The sequence below is a fragment of the Streptomyces sp. NPDC034043 genome (assembly GCF_055575675.1).
The window spans coordinates 492,210-508,033 of the sequence record NZ_JBVISF010000002.1 but is presented as its reverse complement, the minus strand read 5'-3'; the positions used below and the strand labels follow the sequence as shown (position 1 = coordinate 508,033).

The 15,824-nt window shown below is 72.5% G+C and carries 15 protein-coding genes and 1 riboswitch; of the genes, 9 read left to right on the top strand and 6 right to left on the bottom strand.

Features of this window, described 5'->3' with window-relative positions:
- The 5 genes from ACZ51S_RS06955 (at position 1) to ACZ51S_RS06935 (ending at position 6,325) form a co-directional block, all read left to right on the top strand.
- Positions 1–1,101 carry a polyprenyl synthetase family protein gene (locus ACZ51S_RS06955; protein ID WP_468959994.1) on the top strand — a complete coding sequence of 367 codons (1,101 nt, stop codon included), beginning with the start codon at positions 1–3 and terminating at the stop codon, positions 1,099–1,101.
- 114 nt (positions 1,102–1,215) lie between these two features.
- Positions 1,216–3,252, top strand: a complete 2,037-nt coding sequence (gene shc, locus ACZ51S_RS06950) for a squalene--hopene cyclase (protein WP_468479069.1) — start codon at positions 1,216–1,218, stop codon at positions 3,250–3,252.
- Complete coding sequence (locus ACZ51S_RS06945) at positions 3,252–3,887, top strand: phosphorylase family protein (RefSeq protein WP_468959992.1); 636 nt, start codon at positions 3,252–3,254, stop codon at positions 3,885–3,887. Before shc ends, ACZ51S_RS06945 begins: the two co-directional genes overlap by 1 nt.
- Positions 3,888–3,893: 6 nt before the next feature.
- Complete coding sequence (gene hpnH, locus ACZ51S_RS06940; RefSeq protein ID WP_388931001.1) at positions 3,894–4,925, top strand: adenosyl-hopene transferase HpnH; 1,032 nt, start codon at positions 3,894–3,896, stop codon at positions 4,923–4,925.
- On the top strand, positions 4,922–6,325 hold the full coding sequence (locus ACZ51S_RS06935) for an aspartate aminotransferase family protein (RefSeq protein WP_468802483.1): 1,404 nt from the start codon (positions 4,922–4,924) through the stop codon (positions 6,323–6,325). Before hpnH ends, ACZ51S_RS06935 begins: the two co-directional genes overlap by 4 nt.
- Before the next feature lie 115 nt (positions 6,326–6,440).
- Here ACZ51S_RS06935 and ACZ51S_RS06930 read toward each other — a convergent pair whose 3' ends face one another.
- On the bottom strand, positions 6,441–7,259 hold the full coding sequence (locus ACZ51S_RS06930) for a tyrosine-protein phosphatase (protein ID WP_468479072.1): 819 nt from the start codon (positions 7,257–7,259) through the stop codon (positions 6,441–6,443).
- Between the two features lie 318 nt (positions 7,260–7,577).
- A riboswitch (cyclic di-AMP (ydaO/yuaA leader) is annotated at positions 7,578–7,741 on the top strand.
- Positions 7,742–7,745: 4 nt separating this feature from the next.
- Here ACZ51S_RS06930 and ACZ51S_RS06925 point away from each other — a divergent pair.
- From ACZ51S_RS06925 to ACZ51S_RS06915, 3 genes are all read left to right on the top strand, one after another.
- Positions 7,746–8,750, top strand: a complete 1,005-nt coding sequence (locus ACZ51S_RS06925; RefSeq protein ID WP_468479073.1) for a M23 family metallopeptidase — start codon at positions 7,746–7,748, stop codon at positions 8,748–8,750.
- Between the two features lie 163 nt (positions 8,751–8,913).
- On the top strand, positions 8,914–9,699 hold the full coding sequence (locus tag ACZ51S_RS06920; protein ID WP_388931011.1) for an SGNH/GDSL hydrolase family protein: 786 nt from the start codon (positions 8,914–8,916) through the stop codon (positions 9,697–9,699).
- Between the two features lie 138 nt (positions 9,700–9,837).
- Positions 9,838–11,073 carry an MBL fold metallo-hydrolase gene (locus tag ACZ51S_RS06915; protein WP_468479074.1) on the top strand — a complete coding sequence of 412 codons (1,236 nt, stop codon included), beginning with the start codon at positions 9,838–9,840 and terminating at the stop codon, positions 11,071–11,073.
- A 14-nt stretch (positions 11,074–11,087) separates the two neighbouring features.
- Here the strand turns inward: ACZ51S_RS06915 and ACZ51S_RS06910 are convergent, their stop codons facing one another.
- From ACZ51S_RS06910 to ACZ51S_RS06895, 4 genes are all read right to left on the bottom strand, one after another.
- On the bottom strand, positions 11,088–11,390 hold the full coding sequence (locus ACZ51S_RS06910) for a winged helix-turn-helix domain-containing protein (RefSeq protein WP_467886713.1): 303 nt from the start codon (positions 11,388–11,390) through the stop codon (positions 11,088–11,090).
- Positions 11,390–11,842, bottom strand: coding sequence for a hypothetical protein (locus tag ACZ51S_RS06905; protein ID WP_468959989.1), 453 nt, complete (start codon positions 11,840–11,842; stop codon positions 11,390–11,392). The genes ACZ51S_RS06910 and ACZ51S_RS06905 overlap by 1 nt, the downstream gene beginning before the upstream one ends.
- A 94-nt stretch (positions 11,843–11,936) precedes the next feature.
- A complete protein-coding gene (locus tag ACZ51S_RS06900) occupies positions 11,937–12,797 on the bottom strand; it encodes an alpha/beta fold hydrolase (protein ID WP_468959987.1) in 861 nt (286 codons plus the stop codon).
- Between the two features lie 137 nt (positions 12,798–12,934).
- On the bottom strand, positions 12,935–13,849 hold the full coding sequence (locus ACZ51S_RS06895; protein ID WP_468959985.1) for an oxygenase MpaB family protein: 915 nt from the start codon (positions 13,847–13,849) through the stop codon (positions 12,935–12,937).
- Positions 13,850–13,904: 55 nt separating this feature from the next.
- On the opposite strand from ACZ51S_RS06895, the gene ACZ51S_RS06890 reads away from it, so the two are divergent.
- Positions 13,905–14,528, top strand: a complete 624-nt coding sequence (locus ACZ51S_RS06890) for a flavodoxin family protein (RefSeq protein WP_388931025.1) — start codon at positions 13,905–13,907, stop codon at positions 14,526–14,528.
- 57 nt (positions 14,529–14,585) lie between these two features.
- Here ACZ51S_RS06890 and ACZ51S_RS06885 read toward each other — a convergent pair whose 3' ends face one another.
- Positions 14,586–15,719, bottom strand: coding sequence for an amidinotransferase (locus ACZ51S_RS06885; protein ID WP_468802487.1), 1,134 nt, complete (start codon positions 15,717–15,719; stop codon positions 14,586–14,588).
- Positions 15,720–15,824 lie beyond the last annotated feature (105 nt).

The window sequence follows — 15,824 nt, the reverse complement described above, 5'->3', positions numbered from 1 at the left end:
TTGAACCCGGGGAACCCGGCTGTCGAGAACACGGATGCCGGCACGGGCGGAGCCGGCGGGGGAGTGGAGAAGTCCGACACCCTGGCCCTCCTCGAACGCGGCCGCACGCTGTCGACGCCCGCGCTCCGCGCGGCGGTGAGCCGGCTCGCCGCACCCATGGACACCGTCGCCGCCTACCACTTCGGCTGGATCGACGCCCAGGGCAACCCGGCCGACGGCGACAGCGGCAAGGCCGTGCGCCCCGCCCTCGCGCTGCTGTCCGCCGAGGCGGCGGGCGCCGCCGCCGAGGTCGGCATCCCCGGCGCCGTCGCCGTGGAGCTCGTCCACAACTTCTCGCTGCTGCACGACGACCTGATGGACGGCGACGAACAGCGCCGCCACCGCGACACGGTGTGGAAGGTGCACGGCCCCGCCCTCGCCATCCTGGTCGGCGACGCCCTGTTCGCCCTCGCGAACGAGGTGCTGCTGGAGCTGGGCACCGTCGAGGCCGGCCGGGCGACCCGCCGCCTGACCACCGCCAGCCGCAAGCTCATCGACGGCCAGGCGCAGGACATCTCGTACGAGCACCGCGAGCGCGTCAGCGTTCAGGAATGCCTCGAGATGGAGGGGAACAAGACCGGAGCCCTGCTCGCGTGCTCGGTGTCGATCGGCGCCGTGCTCGGCGGCGCCGACGACCGCACGGCCGACAAGCTGGAGGAGTACGGCTACCACCTCGGCCTCGCCTTCCAGGCCGTCGACGACCTCCTCGGCATCTGGGGCGACCCGGAGTCCACGGGCAAGCAGACCTGGAGCGACCTGCGCCAGCGCAAGAAGTCCCTGCCCGTCGTCGCGGCCCTCGCCGCGGGCGGACCCGCGTGCGAGGAACTCGCGCGGCTGCTCGCGGCCGACGCCAAGAGCAACGACTTCGAGAACTTCTCCGAGGAGGAGTTCGCCCACCGCGCCGCCCTCATCGAGGCCGCCGGCGGCCGCCAGTGGACCGCCGACGAGGCGCGCCGCCAGCACACCATCGCCATTCGGGCCCTGGACGACGTGGACATGCCGCAGCGGGTGCGCGAGCAGCTCGTCGCCCTCGCCGACTTCGTCGTCGTGCGCAAGAGGTGATCTCCGCCGGAAAGTGGATATGAATCGCGAGTCGCCGGCCGGGGACCCCTCCTGAAGGGACCCCGGCCGACGGCAGACCCGGGCACAGCTCAAGCACTGTTCGAAGGGGAAGCCATGACAGCGACGACCGACGGCGGCGGTGCGATCACCGGCGACGCGGATCCGCGACACGACAGCACGGCGGTCCCGGCCGCCGTGGCCACGGCACCGTCCGGCGGCGGCACCGGCTTGCGGAAGGCCGTCCAGGACGCCGCCGACCGGGCCACCGGTGAGCTGCTGGCCCGCCAGGACCCGGCGGGCTGGTGGAAGGGCGACCTGGAGACCAACGTCACCATGGACGCCGAGGACCTGCTGCTGCGCCAGTTCCTCGGCATCCGGGACGAATCCGTCACCCACGCCGCCGCCCTCTTCATCCGGGGCGAGCAGCGCGACGACGGCACCTGGGCCACCTTCCACGGCGGACCGCCCGAACTCTCCGCCACCATCGAGGCGTACGTCGCCCTGCGCCTGGCCGGGGACCCGCCCGACGCCCCGCACATGGTCCGCGCCTCGGCCTGGATCCGGGCCCGCGGGGGGATCGCCGCCGCCCGGGTCTTCACCCGCATCTGGCTGGCCCTGTTCGGCTGGTGGAGCTGGGACCACCTGCCGGAGCTGCCGCCCGAGCTGGTGTTCCTGCCGCCCTGGGTGCCGCTGAACATCTACGACTTCGGCTGCTGGGCCCGCCAGACCATCGTCCCGCTCACCGTGGTCTCGGCGCTGCGCCCCGTCCGCCCCGCCCCCTTCGCGCTCGACGAGCTGCACACCGACGCGCGCGACCCCGTCCCCGCCAAACCCCTTGCGCCGCTGTCCAGTTGGGACGGCGCCTTCCAGCGGATGGACAAGGCCCTGCACCTCTACCGGCGGATCGCCCCGCGCCGGCTGCGCAAGGCGGCCATGGACTCCGCCGCCCGCTGGATCATCGAACGCCAGGAGAACGACGGCTGCTGGGGCGGGATCCAGCCCCCCGCCGTGTACTCGGTGATCGCCCTGCACCTGCTCGGCTACGACCTGGAGCACCCGGTGATGCGCGCCGGACTGGAATCCCTCGACCGCTTCGCGGTGTGGCGCGAGGACGGCGCCCGGATGGTCGAAGCCTGCCAGTCCCCGGTCTGGGACACCTGCCTCGCGGCCATCGCCCTGGCCGACGCGGGCCTCCCTGCCGACCACCCGGCCCTGGTGAAGGCCGCCGACTGGATGCTGGGCGAGGAGATCCGCCGCCCCGGGGACTGGGCCGTGCGCCGGCCCGGACTCGAACCCGGCGGCTGGGCCTTCGAGTTCCACAACGACAACTACCCCGACATCGACGACACGGCCGAAGTGGTCCTGGCACTGCGCCGCATCATCCCCGGCCACCCCGAACCGGCCAGGGTCGAGGCCGCCATCGCCCGCGGCGTGTCCTGGAACCTCGGGATGCAGTCGAGGAACGGCGCCTGGGGCGCCTTCGACGCCGACAACACCAGCCCCTTCCCCAACCGCCTGCCCTTCTGCGACTTCGGCGAGGTCATCGACCCGCCCTCCGCCGACGTCACCGCCCACGTGGTGGAGATGCTCGCCGCCGAGGGCAGGGCCGCCGACCCGCGCGCCCGGCGGGGCATCGCCTGGCTGCTCGCCGAACAGGAGCCGGACGGCTCCTGGTTCGGCCGCTGGGGCACCAACTACGTGTACGGGACCGGCTCGGTGGTCCCGGCCCTCACCGCCGCCGGCATCGCGCCCTCGCACCCCGCCGTCCGGCGGGCCGTGCGCTGGCTGGAATCCGTACAGAACGAGGACGGCGGCTGGGGCGAGGACCAGCGCTCCTACCAGGACCGCTCCTGGGCCGGGAAGGGCGCCTCGACCGCCTCGCAGACCGCCTGGGCGCTGATGGCCCTGCTGTCGGCCGGCGAACGCGAGGGCCGGGCCGTGCGGCGGGGCCTGGCGTACCTGGTGGAGACCCAGCGCCCCGACGGGACCTGGGACGAGCCGCACTTCACCGGGACCGGCTTCCCCTGGGACTTCTCCATCAACTACCACCTCTACCGGCAGGTGTTCCCGCTCACCGCCCTCGGCCGGTACCTCCACGGGGAGCCGTTCGCCCCGGACCGGCGGCCCGTCCCGTCCGCCGGGGAGGCCTGATGCCCGCCCGAGCCGACCCGCCGCCGCTACTGGTCGCCTGCGCCCTGCGCATCGAGCAGGCGGCCCTGCGCAGCGCGGGCCGCGCCGGTCCCGGGGCCGGCGCCCTGCTGCGTACCGGCATGGGCCCCCGCGCGGCCGAACGGGCCGTCGCCCGGGCCCTGGAGGAGCCGGGGATGCGCCGGGCGGCGGTCCTCGCCACCGGCTTCTGCGCCGGGCTGGTACCCGGCATGCACCCCGGGGACCTGGTCGTCGCCGACGAGACCCGGGACCCCCGCGGGGTGGTCACCTGCACCGGCACCGCCCTCCTCGCCGAGGCACTGGCCCGCGCCGCTCCGGGCCGGACCGTGCACACCGGCGCGCTGACCGGATCCGACCACGTCGTCCGCGGCCAGGAGCGCGCGCGGCTGCGCGCCACCGGCGCCGTCGCGGTCGACATGGAGTCCGCGTCCACGCTGTGGGCCGCCGCGGCACCGGGCCGTCCCGTTGCCGCCGTCCGGGTGGTCGTGGACGCTCCGGAGCACGAGCTCGTCCGTATAGGCACGGTCCGGGGTGGAATATCTGCCTTCCGTGTCCTACGTGCCGTACTGCCCGCGTTTTATGAATGGCACCGTTCGTTGCTGCTTCCCAGGAGGTGAATCCAGATGGCCATGCCTTTGCGACAGTCCATCAGGGTCGGGACCTATCTTCTCGAACAGAAGCTCCGCAAGCGCGAGAAGTTCCCACTGATCGTCGAGCTGGAGCCGCTCTACGCCTGCAACCTCGCCTGTGAGGGCTGCGGGAAGATCCAGCACCCGGCCGGGGTGCTCAAGCAGCGCATGCCCGTCGCCCAGGCGGTCGGGGCCGTCCTGGAATCCGGCGCGCCCATGGTCTCCATCGCGGGCGGCGAGCCCCTGATGCACCCGCAGATCCACGAGATCGTGCGCCAGCTGGTGGCACGGCGGAAATACGTGTTCCTCTGCACCAATGCCGTCCTGCTCCGGAAGAAGATCGAGAAGTTCACCCCCTCCCCCTACTTCGCCTTCGCCGTCCACATCGACGGCCTGCGCGAACGCCACGACGAATCCGTGGCCAAGGAAGGCGTCTTCGACGAGGCGGTCGCAGCCATCAAGGAGGCGAAGCGCCGCGGATTCCGCGTGACGACCAACTCCACCTTCTTCAACACCGACACCCCGCAGACGATCATCGAGGTCCTGAACTTCCTCAATGACGACCTCCAGGTCGACGAGATGATGATCTCGCCCGCCTACGCCTACGAAAAGGCACCCGACCAGGAGCACTTCCTGGGCGTCGAACAGACCAGGGAACTCTTCAGGAAGGCCTTCGCCGGCGGCAACCGGCGCCGCTGGCGGCTCAACCACTCCCCGCTCTTCCTCGACTTCCTGGAGGGCAAGGCCGATTTCCCCTGCACCGCCTGGGCCATTCCCAATTACTCCCTCTTCGGCTGGCAGCGCCCCTGCTACCTGATGAGCGACGGCTACGTGCCCACGTACCGGGAGCTGATCGAGGACACCGACTGGAGCAAGTACGGCCGCGGCAAGGACCCCCGCTGCGCGAACTGCATGGCGCACTGCGGCTACGAGCCCACCGCCGTCCTCGCCACCATGGGATCCCTGAAGGAGTCCCTGCGCGCCGCCCGCGAGACGGTGGGCGGCAACAGGGAACCGTCGGCATGACCCCCGGACAGGACGGGCGCCGGGGCTTCGACCTCGCCGCGCTGCTGGCCGAGCGCGGCGGGGAGCGCTACGAGCTGCACGCCCGCCACCTCAACCACCAGCTGCCCCGGATGCTGCACACCATCGGCTTCGACAAGGTCTACGAGCGGGCCGAGGGAGCCCACTTCTGGGACGCCGAGGGCAACGACTACCTCGACATGCTGGCCGGGTTCGGGGTGATGGGCCTCGGCCGTCACCACCCGGTGGTACGCCAGGCCCTGCACGACGTCCTGGACGCCCAGCTCGCCGACCTGACCCGCTTCGACTGCCAGCCGCTGCCCGGGCTGCTGGCCGAGAAGCTGCTCTCGTACAGCCCGCACCTCGACCGGGTCTTCTTCGGCAACAGCGGCACGGAGGCGGTGGAGACCGCCCTGAAGTTCGCCCGGTACGCCACCGGACGGCCCAGGATCCTCTACTGCGACCACGCCTTCCACGGGCTGACCACGGGCTCGCTGTCCGTCAACGGCGAAGGAGGCTTCCGCGAAGGATTCGCCCCGCTGCTCCCCGACACCAAGATCGCGCTCGGGGACCTGGCGGCGCTCGAACGGGAACTCGCGCGCGGGGACGTGGCCGCCTTCGTGGTGGAACCGGTCCAGGGCAAGGGGGTGCACGCGGCCCCGCCCGGGTTCCTGCTCGCCGCGCAGGAGCTGCTGCACCGGCACAAGGCGCTCCTCATCGCCGACGAGGTGCAGACCGGCCTCGGACGGACCGGGGACTTCTACGCGTACCAGCACGAGCCCGGGGTGGAACCGGACCTGGTGTGCGTGGCCAAGGCCCTCTCCGGTGGCTACGTGCCCGTCGGCGCGACCCTGGGCAAGGACTGGATCTTCCAGAAGGTGTACTCGTCCATGGACCGGGTGCTGGTGCATTCGGCCAGCTTCGGCTCCAACGCCCAGGCGATGGCGGCCGGGCTGGCGGTGCTGTCGGTCATGGAGGACGAGGAGCTGGTGGCCAACGCCCGGGCCATGGGCGACCTGCTGCGCGGACGCCTCGCGGCGCTCGTGGACCGGTACGAGCTGCTGCACGAGGTGCGCGGGCGCGGGCTGATGATCGGCATCGAGTTCGGCAGGCCCTCCTCCCTGGGCCTGCGCAGCCGCTGGGCGGTGCTCCAGGCGGCCCGCAAGGGGTTGTTCGCCCAGATGGTCGTGGTGCCTCTGTTGCGCAGGCACCGGATCCTCACCCAGGTCTCCGGGGACCACCTGGAGGTCATCAAGCTCATCCCGCCGCTCGTCGTGGACGAGGCGGACGTGGAGCGGTTCGTCGGCGCCTTCCAGGAGGTCATGGACGAGGCGCACGGCGGGGGCGGGCTCATGTGGGACTTCGGCAGGACCCTGATGAAGCAGGCGGTCGGCAACCGCTGAGGCGCCGGCCGGAGGGGGTCCGCCCGCGCCCCCTCCGGCCGCCGTCCGTACCCCTTCCGTCCGCCGTGCGTACTCCTCCCGGCCGGTCCCTCCGGCCGCCGTCCCGCCCCGCGGCTCAGTCCAGGAGCCGGTCCCGCAGCCGGTCCAGGGTCTCGGGGGCCAGCGCCAGCCCCTCGGCGAGGTAGCGGTCGACGCCGCCCCACCGTTCGTCGATGGCCGTGAAGGCCTCCAGCAGGTACTCCGCGCGGGCGTCGAAGAGGGGCGCCAGCAGTTCCATCACCTCGGGGGAGCGGGCCTCGGGCGCGTCGCTGCCCCGGCGCACCCGGTAGCGGTTGTGCGGGGCGCTGGACTCCAGGTAGTCCGCCACGATCGCCTCGCGCTCCACGCCCAGGGCGAGCAGCGTCACCGCGACCGACAGCCCCGCCCGGTCCTTGCCGGCGGCGCAGTGCATGAGCGCCGGCACGCTGTCCCGCGCGAGCGCGTGCACGACGCGGCTCTGTTCGGCGGCGCGGGTCTCGATGATCGTGCGGTACGAGGCCCTCATGCGGGCGGCCGCCCTGCCCTCCCCCAGGAGGCCGCGGAGCTGGTCGAGCTCGCCGTCGCGGACCATCCTCCAGAACTCGCGGCCGTCGGCGGGGTCCGTGAGCGGAATGTTCACATTGCGCACTCCGGGCAGTTCGACGTCCGGGCCCTCCAGGGCGTGGTCGGCTTCGTTGCGGAAGTCGAAGACGGTGTGCAGTCCCAGCGATCCGAGGAACTCTGCGTCGGTTTCGGTGGCATGCGCGAGATGTCCGCTTCGAAACAGTCGTCCCGGCCTGACCCTCCGTCCGTCGATGGTCGGCAACCCGCCCACATCACGGAAGTTGCGCACTCCGGTCAGCTCCGCACCGGGCTGGTGTCCGGCCGGAAGGGGCTGGGGTATCTGCTGGGTCACGTGTACTCCTCCGCGTGGTCCTGTGGTGTCCGAATTGATCCGGTTGGGAGCAACTTGCCGTATGTGGAGGCGAGATCGGGCAGGGTCCCGTGAGCCAGATCATACGGTGACCGTGCGTGCCTGATCGCGAAAACCGAATTCCCTTGTGGAGGGGGTTGTTGATGGTGCGGAATGGACGCAGGGTGACCGGAATTCCATTGATCCTTCATATCTGCGATTGCGTCAGGCAATTCGTGGCTTGTTGCCCGGCGTCCCGCTCGATTACCTTCGCGATCGATCCGGGTGGACCGCCTAATCCTGCCGCCGCCCGGGAACCGCACCCGACCATCGCGCGCGGCAGGAGCGGGGGAACCAGGTAGGCCGCTGTTCCGGAAGCGATTCCGGCGCAGCTAGGGGTGAAGCCGAACCCGTGCTCCGCACGTACGGCCGGACATCTCCAGTCCGAACCCGACAGCTCACCTCGCAGGCGCCGGAGAGGAATCCGCCATGCCCGCAAAGGGTAAGCACCGCCGTCCCAAGTCCCGTTCGATATCCCGTGGTCTCGCCGTCGCCGGAACCGGCGGAGCGGCCCTCGCGCTCCCGCTGATGGGGGCCGTCGGCGCCCACGCGGCCCCGGGCGCCGCCCCGGCCGAGGCCGCGCCCGCGCAGAGCGCGCAGGCCCCCGAGGCCCTCCCGTCGCAGGCGCCCGCCGCCGCACCCACCGTCTACACGGTCGTGCCGGGCGACTACCTCTCCAAGATCGCCGCCGAGCGCCGGCTGGACGGCGGCTGGGAGCGCCTGTACGCCGACAACCGCGAGGCCGTCGGCGCCGACCCGTCCCTCATCCACCCGGGCCTGAAGCTGACCCTCGGCGGCGGCCAGGGTGCGGACCCCGCCCCGAAGGCCCCTGCGGCGCCGGCCGAGGGATCCTCGAGCGGCGCTCCGGCCGCCCCCAAGGGCAAGGCCGGCGGGACCTCGTCCCCGAAGGGCACCGCGCAGGGCACGGCCAAGGGCTCCGGCACGGCGGCCCGCCCCTCCGGCGGCACGGCCGCCCAGGGCTCCGGCGCCGCCGCCAAGGACGAGAAGGCCCCCGCGCCCGCCGCCGCCTCCGGGTTCACCGCCCCCGTCACCGGCGGCGTCTCCACCCAGTACCGGGCGAGCGGAGCCATGTGGTCCTCCGGCTACCACACCGGCGTCGACTTCATCGCGCGCACCGGCACCACCGTGAAGGCCGTCGGTGCGGGCACCGTCGTTTCCGCAGGCTGGGGCGGCGCGTACGGCAACGAGGTCGTCATCAAGCACGCCGACGGCAAGTACTCCCAGTACGCCCACCTCTCCTCGCTGTCCGTCTCGGCGGGCCAGAGCGTCACCGGCGGCCAGACCATCGGCCTCTCCGGCGCGACCGGCAACGTGACCGGCCCGCACCTCCACTTCGAGATCCGCACGGGCCCGTCCTACGGCTCGGACGTCAGCCCGCTCGCCTACCTCCGCTCCAAGGGCGTGAGCATCTGACGGCACCCGCCGTCGGCACGGTGACCCGCGTGGGGCCGGGGCCCGAGGGGGGTCCCGGCCCCACGTGTACTTATTCCTTATCCCCTGCGTGGTATAGATCACGGCCCGTCAACCCCTCATTACGTTGGCGTAGGTTGGTTGCCAAGGTGAAGGATGTCTTTCCGTGGCAGCGACGAAGACGACACTGAAGACCATCGGCTCGTACGCGGCGATCGGGGACAGCTTCACCGAGGGCGTGGGGGACCCGGGACCCGGGGATTCTTACCTCGGCTGGGCGGACCGGCTCGCCGTGCTCCTGGCCGATCAGCGCGACGAGCACGACTTCCGCTACGCGAACCTGGCCGTGCGGGGCAAGCTCCTCGACCAGATCGTGGCCGACCAGGTCCCCAGGGCCAAGGAACTCGCACCGGACCTCGTCAGTTTCTGCGCGGGCGGCAACGACATCATCCGCCCCGGTAGCGACCCGGACGACGTCGCGGAACGGTTCGAGGCGGCCGTGGCCGACCTCACGAATTCCGTCGGCCTGGTGATGGTGACGACCGGCTTCGACACCCGGGGCGTGCCGGTCCTCAAGCACCTGCGCGGCAAGGTCGCGACGTACAGCGCGCACGTCCGCGCCATCGCCGACCGGTACGGCTGCCCCGTGCTCGACCTCTGGTCCCTGAAGTCCGTACAGGACCGGCGGGCCTGGGACGGCGACCGGCTCCACCTCTCGCCCGAGGGGCACACCCGCGTCGCGCTGCGCGCCGCGCAGGTCCTCGGCTACGAGGTGCCGACCGACCCGGACCAGCCCTGGCCGCCGGTCCCGCCGCGCGGTTCGGTGGACGTGACCCGGGACAACATCCAGTGGGCGCGCGAGCACCTCGTGCCGTGGATCGGCCGCCGGCTGCGCGGAGAGTCCTCCGGCGACCACGTCGAGGCCAAGCGCCCGGACCTGCTGCCGCTGTAGCGCGGGCGTGGGGGAGGAGCGGGGTGACGGTCGCGACACCGGCCCGGGCGCGGCGTTGCGGAATCCTCCGGGGCCGTTGGACGTTGGGATGGTCGTAGTCGTACGACCGTCCCTGCCTGCACCTTCCCAGGAGGCGCCTTGACCGGCTCCCTTCCCCCGCGTCCCCGGCTGCGCGCCCTGCGGCCCGAAACCTTCGGCGCGGACCCCTCCGGCGCACGGCTGGAGCGGATCCTGCGCTCGCCGAACTTCGCCGACGGCGTCTTCCAGAACCCGGTCGGGGCGCGGATCAGGCCCTCCGGGTCGATGGTGGAGTTCGCGAAGACCTACTTCGACAAGGCGCAGCGGGTCCGGCGCAGCCCCGGCGCGCCGATCCCCGTGCACCCGACCACCCTCGCCGACCTGGCCAAGCCGCCGGCGAGCGGGCTGCGCCTGACCTGGATGGGCCACTCCAGCGTGCTCGCGGAGATCGATGGCCGCCGCGTGCTCTTCGACCCGGTGTGGGGCGAGCGGTGCTCCCCCTTCCCCTTCGCCGGTCCCAAGCGGCTCCACCCGGTCCCCGTGCCCCTGGCCTCGCTGGGCGCCGTCGACGTCGTCGTGATCTCCCACGACCACTACGACCACCTCGACCTCCCCACCATCAAGGCCCTCGCCGGCACGGACACGGTCTTCGCGGTCCCCCTCGGCGTCGGTGCGCACCTCGAGCGCTGGGGCGTATCCCCGGACCGGATGCGCGAGCTGGACTGGAACGAGGCCACCGAGGTCGCCGGGCTCACGCTCACCGCCACCCCCGCCCGGCACTTCTGCGGACGCGGCCTGCGCAACCAGCAGTTCACCCTGTGGGCCTCCTGGGTCGTGAGCGGCGGGGAGCACCGGATCTTCCACAGCGGCGACACCGGCTACTTCCCCGGCTTCAAGGAGATCGGCGCCGAGCACGGGCCGTTCGACGCCACGATGATCCAGATCGGCGCCTACTCCGAGCACTGGCCCGAGGACCACACGGACTACGTACCGCTGCCCGGCGGGTGGCCGGACATTCACATGACCCCCCAGGAAGGCGTCCGGGCCCACCTCGACCTGCAAGGCTCCAAGCCGCACGGTGTGCTGCTGCCGATCCACTGGGGCACCTTCAACCTGGCCTTCCACGCCTGGGCCGAGCCGGGTGAATGGACGGTCGACGCCGCCGAGGAGGCGGGCCAGCCGGTGGCGGTCCCCCGTCCCGGCGAGCCCTTCGAGCCCGCCGGCAGGCTGCCGGTGGAGCCGTGGTGGCGTCCGGTCTCCCACCCGATCGCCCGGCCCTGGCGTCGCCCCGAGCCGGTGGAGGCCGCAGCGGACGAGTCCCGCGCGGAGGAACTGGATCTCGCCGAAGAGCGGTGACGGCTCGGGCGCGGCTATGCCCGGGGGTCGCGGGCGGCCGCCACGATCCTCTCCAGGGCAGAGGCGTGCCGCTGGAACGCCTGCCGCCCGTGCGGGGTGAGGCGGAGGTGGGTGTGCCGGCCCGTGCGGCTGCGCGTCTTGCGCACCTCGACGTAGCCGGCGTCGGTGAGGGCGGTGATCTGCTTGGACAGGGCCGAGTCGCTGGTGCCCACGGTGTCCCGGACGAAGCCGAACTCGACCCAGTCGGCCGGGGCCAGCAGTGCGACGACCGAGAGCCGTGCCGGTACGTGCAGGAACTCGTCGAAGTCGGGGTCCATCAGCCCCGGCCGTTCCCGCGGATCATGGTCTCCAGGGCCGGGCGGATCGCGTACGAGGCGCCCACGGCCGTCAGCGCGGTGACGGCGGCGGCGAACGTGTGCCGTGCCGGCAGGCCGGTGAAGTACGCGGCGATGGCCACCGCCCAGAAGAACACGAGGAGCAGGACGCCGAAGACCGCGTAAGACAGGGTCTCCGGGCCTGCGGACCTGCGGCGGACGGGGGCCCGGCGCTGGTGCACGAACAGCCCGCCCAGGGTCAGGGCGTTGCCCGCCAGGACCGCGGCGGTGTTCCAGGGGCTCGGCAGGTCGAAGGACGAACACACGGCGAACAGGCCCAGCGCCGAGACGATCAGGTAGGGGCGGGAGTAGGCGTGACGGAGGTAGGCGTCGAACGTCTGCTGTCGGCGGTGGTGAATGGCGTCCAGGGCGGTCTGGGCGTCGTGGGCAGTCATGGGCGGCATCCCTGCTCGTGTGCTCCTGTGTTCTTTCCTCTCAGGAAAATAGCAGCTGCTTTCCTGAGAGGAAAGAAGTCCCCCTGTGTTGCCCTTACGCCCGCGCGTCGGCCTGGGCGGCGTGGGTGAGGATCGCTTCGGCCAGCCGCGGGAGCTGGGCCCGGGGGAGGGCGTGGCCCATGCCGGGCATCTCGACGAGCCGGGATCCGGCGATCGATCGGGCGAGGTGGCGGGCGTGCGCCGGGGGGAACACGGGTTCGGCGTCGGCGGAGGTGATCAGCGTGGGCACCTCGTTGCGGGCCAGCTGCTCGGTGCGGTCCATGCCGGAGTGGTCGGCGCGCCCGTGGGTCATGGGGGCGTCGTACCGGCCCGCGTGCTCGATGATCCGGCGTTCCAGAGCGCGGAACTCCTCGGGGTCGAAGGGCGTACCGGTGCCGTTGAGCGCCCGCCAGTGCTCGACCCTGCGGTCGAGTTCCGCTTCGAGCCCGCGGTCCTCCCAGGGGGTCGCCCATGTGCCGAGGATCTCCGCGTCGATGCCCGGCAGCTCCTCGTCGGGGGTGCGGCTGCTCAGCGCGCAGGTTCCGATCAAGGTGGCGCTGATGACCCGCTCGGGGTGGTCGGCCATGAGCAGCTGGGTCAGCATGCCGCCCATGGACATGCCGACCACGTGGGCGCGGTCCACTCCGTAGGCGTCGAGGACGACGACGATGTCCTCAGCCAGGTCGAGGACGCGGTAGGGGTGCGCGTCGAAGGACCAGCTGGAGCGGCCGGTGTCGCGGTGGTCGTAGCGGATGACGCGGTACCGCCGCGCGAGCGCCGCGACCAGCTCGTCGGGCCACCCCAGGCCCGAGGCGCCGGCCCCCATGACCAGCAGCAGGGCAGGGTTCCGGGGGTCGCCGTGCTCCTGCGTCCAGAGCTGAACCTCGGCGCTGACGGGGATCGTTCGCTGCTTCACGGCCACTCCTTTGAGACGATACGTTGCGTCTTGTTGTGTGCGTGATCAGTGTGCCGGATCTGCGGTGTACTGGTCAATACGAGACGTTGCGTCTTGTCTTGGTCGGCTGCTGCCGGTCGCGGCCGGGGCGTGAGCCCTCAGCGGACCTCGTCCGGACCCGACGGGTCCGACGGGTCCGACGGCGGGGGCGGGTACAGCACCCAGCGCAGCGCCCACGTGACCGCATGACCGCCCGCCCGGGCCACCGGGGCCGGGACCCGCGCGACCACGGGCACCGGAGCGGACGCGACGGCCGACCTCGCCCACGGCGGCAGCAGCTCCACGGCCGCCGCCGCCAGCAGCGCGTACGGCAGCCGGGCGGCCCCCGGCAGCGGCGGATCCGTCAGCAGGAACCGGGCGGTGTCCCGCGAAGCCGGCGTCGGCCGCAGCGAGGGCCGGTACCCGGCCATCCGCTGCGCCAGCTCCCGCTCGTCCTCCGGCGGCCGCTCCGCGCCCAGGGCCCGGGCCACCCGCACGGTGTCGGCCAGGTACCCGTCGCGGCCCGACGGGTCCAAGGGGTGCCGGCCGTACCGCTGGTGGGCCCGCAGGAAGCAGTACGCCTCCGCGACGTGCACCCAGGTCAGCAACTCCGGGTCGTCCGCCCGGTACGGCACCCCGTCGGCCGTCCGGCCCCGGATCCGCGCGTGCACCTCCCGGACGCGCTCCACGGCCGCCGCCGCGTCGGCGCCCGTACCGAAGGTGGTGACCGCCAGGAAGGTGCTGGTGCGCTGCAGCCGCCCCCACGGGTCGCCCCGGTATCCCGAGTGCGCCGCCACGGCCGCCATCGCGAGCGGGTGCAGGGACTGGAGCAGCAGGGCCGCCAGACCGCCGATGAACATCGACGCGTCCCCGTGCACCTGCCGCACCGGCCGCCCCGGCTCGAACCACCGGGGCCCCGGGGTGCCGTGGATCCGCTCGCGGTTGCGGGCGCCGTCGGGCCCGGCGACGCGCAGGAACACCGCCTCGCCGGCTTGCCGCCTCAGCTTCCGGACGGCGGCCGTCGCCCGGGTCATGGGGCCAGTATGCGCCCGGCCGGGTCGGTCACGGCGTTCTGGGTAAGCGCGCGGCATGGAAGCCAAAGAGACCACCCCGCTGCGCGCCGTCGCGCTCGTGTGCACGCTGACGCCGTCCCCCGCCCCTTCGAGCTCGCACCTGCTGGCGGAACAGACCATGGCCGCCCTCGCGGACCACGGCGTCACGGGCAAGACCATCCGCGTCGTCGACCACGACGTCCGCCCCGGGGTGCGGACCGACATGGGGGACGGTGACGCGTGGCCCGAGATCCGCGAGACGATCCTCGGCACCGACATCCTGATCCTCTCCACGCCGATCTGGCTCGGTCACCCCGCCAGCGTCGCCCAGCGCGTCCTGGAACGCCTCGACGCCGAACTGGGGGAGAGCGACGAGGAGGGCCGCCCCCTCACCTACGGCAAGGTCGCCGGTGTCTGCGTCGTCGGCAACGAGGACGGCGCGCACAAGGTCAGCGCAGACCTCTTCCAGGGGCTGAACGACGTCGGCTTCACCCTCCCCGCGAACGCCGTCACGTACTGGGTCGGCGAGGCCATGCAGGGGACCGACTACCAGGACCTCGGCGAAACCCCGAAGAAGACCGCGGCGACCACCGCCACCCTGGCCGCCAACGCCGCCCACCTCGCGCGGCGCCTCAAGTACGCCACGTACCCCGCCTCCTGAGCCTCCTGACCGGCGAGGCCCGGGGCCGGGGCGGGCGGCCCGGCCCCGGCCCCGGCCTCAGGGGAAGTACGACTCCAGCGTGCCGCGGCGGCGGACATCGAGCGTCGCGCAGTGGAACGAGCCCCCGAACGGCGCGTAGTGCCGCAGGTCGCACGGGATCGGCTCGTAGCCCCAGGCCTCCAGCGCCCTGAGCATGCCGGTCTGCCGGCGCTCCACGACCACCCGCTTCTCGTCGATCATCAGGACGTTCATGCTGAGCCACTTGCCGCACATCGACGTGATCCTGAGCAGGGCCCCGTCGACCGGCTCGGGTTCAGGCGCCACCAGGACCTCCCACGAACGCAGCACCTCGGGCAGGCGGTCCACGTCGACGTACTCGGGATTGACCAGCACCCGGCCGGGCGAGAGCGGCATGAACGTGGTGTCGATGTGCATGGGCGTCCGGCAGCGGCTCTCGATCTCGTGGATCCGGTAGCCCGGTCCGAGATGGCGGCGCAGCCATTCGATCCCCATGCGGTTGGTGACGTTGCTCCGCGTCACGAACAGGTCGCGCCCCGCCCGGACGAAGTCGGCGGCGTCGAAGACCGGCTCGAACTCCGTGAGGATGTGGCGCATGGGCGCACCGTCCTCGGGGACGCGGTAGTCCGCGTCGTAGAGGGCCTCGGTGAGCTGTGGCCTCGGGGCCGCCGTCCACCGGGCGCCGCGCCGGAAGTAGTCCTTGAGGACCGTGCGGTAGGCGTGGGACTCGAAGTACCGGCACGGCCAGGCCATCGGGGTCTCGATGATCTCGTCCCCGACCACGAGCAGGCTGTCCCGGGGGCAGCTGTGGCAGAAGCCGCGCGAGGACCAGTCGGGGGTGGCGAACCGCCGTGAGTGGTCCACCGGGTCCGGACGGGTGACCGTGACCCCCAGCGACTGGAGGAGGGCGACGAATTCCTCGAGCTCCTGCCGGGCCGACTCGACCAGCACGCGCGGGTACCTGTGGCCGGCCGCCAGTCCCTGCAGGCGCGCCGCCCACGGAGGGATGTTGCAGGCCACGACCGGATGCCGGGAGGGGAAGGTGGCGCCGTCGAGCCGCCCGACGATGATCTCCTCCAGGGGATCCCACTCGTTGTGGGAACCGACCGGGGAGACCAGGGGCCCCTCGACCGCCGTGGTCCCGGCGGAGGGTTCCGGAAAGGCTGCCGCCATGCTCACCGCCTTCGCTCGACGAGCTGCTCGGTGACCCACGATAGCGAGCCCGTCACCGTCGCGCGCGGCCGCGCGCGACCTGGGCGGGGGCGGGGCGGGGGACTA

Coding starts and splice junctions, on each gene's coding strand:
- ACZ51S_RS06890 (WP_388931025.1), top strand. CDS start 13,905: ATGGAAGCCAAAGAGACCACCCCGCTGCGCGCCGTCGCGCTCGTGTGC.
- ACZ51S_RS06945 (WP_468959992.1), top strand. CDS start 3,252: ATGCCCGCCCGAGCCGACCCGCCGCCGCTACTGGTCGCCTGCGCCCTG.
- ACZ51S_RS06925 (WP_468479073.1), top strand. CDS start 7,746: ATGCCCGCAAAGGGTAAGCACCGCCGTCCCAAGTCCCGTTCGATATCC.
- shc (WP_468479069.1), top strand. CDS start 1,216: ATGACAGCGACGACCGACGGCGGCGGTGCGATCACCGGCGACGCGGAT.
- ACZ51S_RS06905 (WP_468959989.1), bottom strand. CDS start 11,842: ATGACTGCCCACGACGCCCAGACCGCCCTGGACGCCATTCACCACCGC.
- ACZ51S_RS06935 (WP_468802483.1), top strand. CDS start 4,922: ATGACCCCCGGACAGGACGGGCGCCGGGGCTTCGACCTCGCCGCGCTG.
- ACZ51S_RS06910 (WP_467886713.1), bottom strand. CDS start 11,390: ATGGACCCCGACTTCGACGAGTTCCTGCACGTACCGGCACGGCTCTCG.
- ACZ51S_RS06885 (WP_468802487.1), bottom strand. CDS start 15,719: ATGGCGGCAGCCTTTCCGGAACCCTCCGCCGGGACCACGGCGGTCGAG.
- ACZ51S_RS06895 (WP_468959985.1), bottom strand. CDS start 13,849: ATGACCCGGGCGACGGCCGCCGTCCGGAAGCTGAGGCGGCAAGCCGGC.
- hpnH (WP_388931001.1), top strand. CDS start 3,894: ATGGCCATGCCTTTGCGACAGTCCATCAGGGTCGGGACCTATCTTCTC.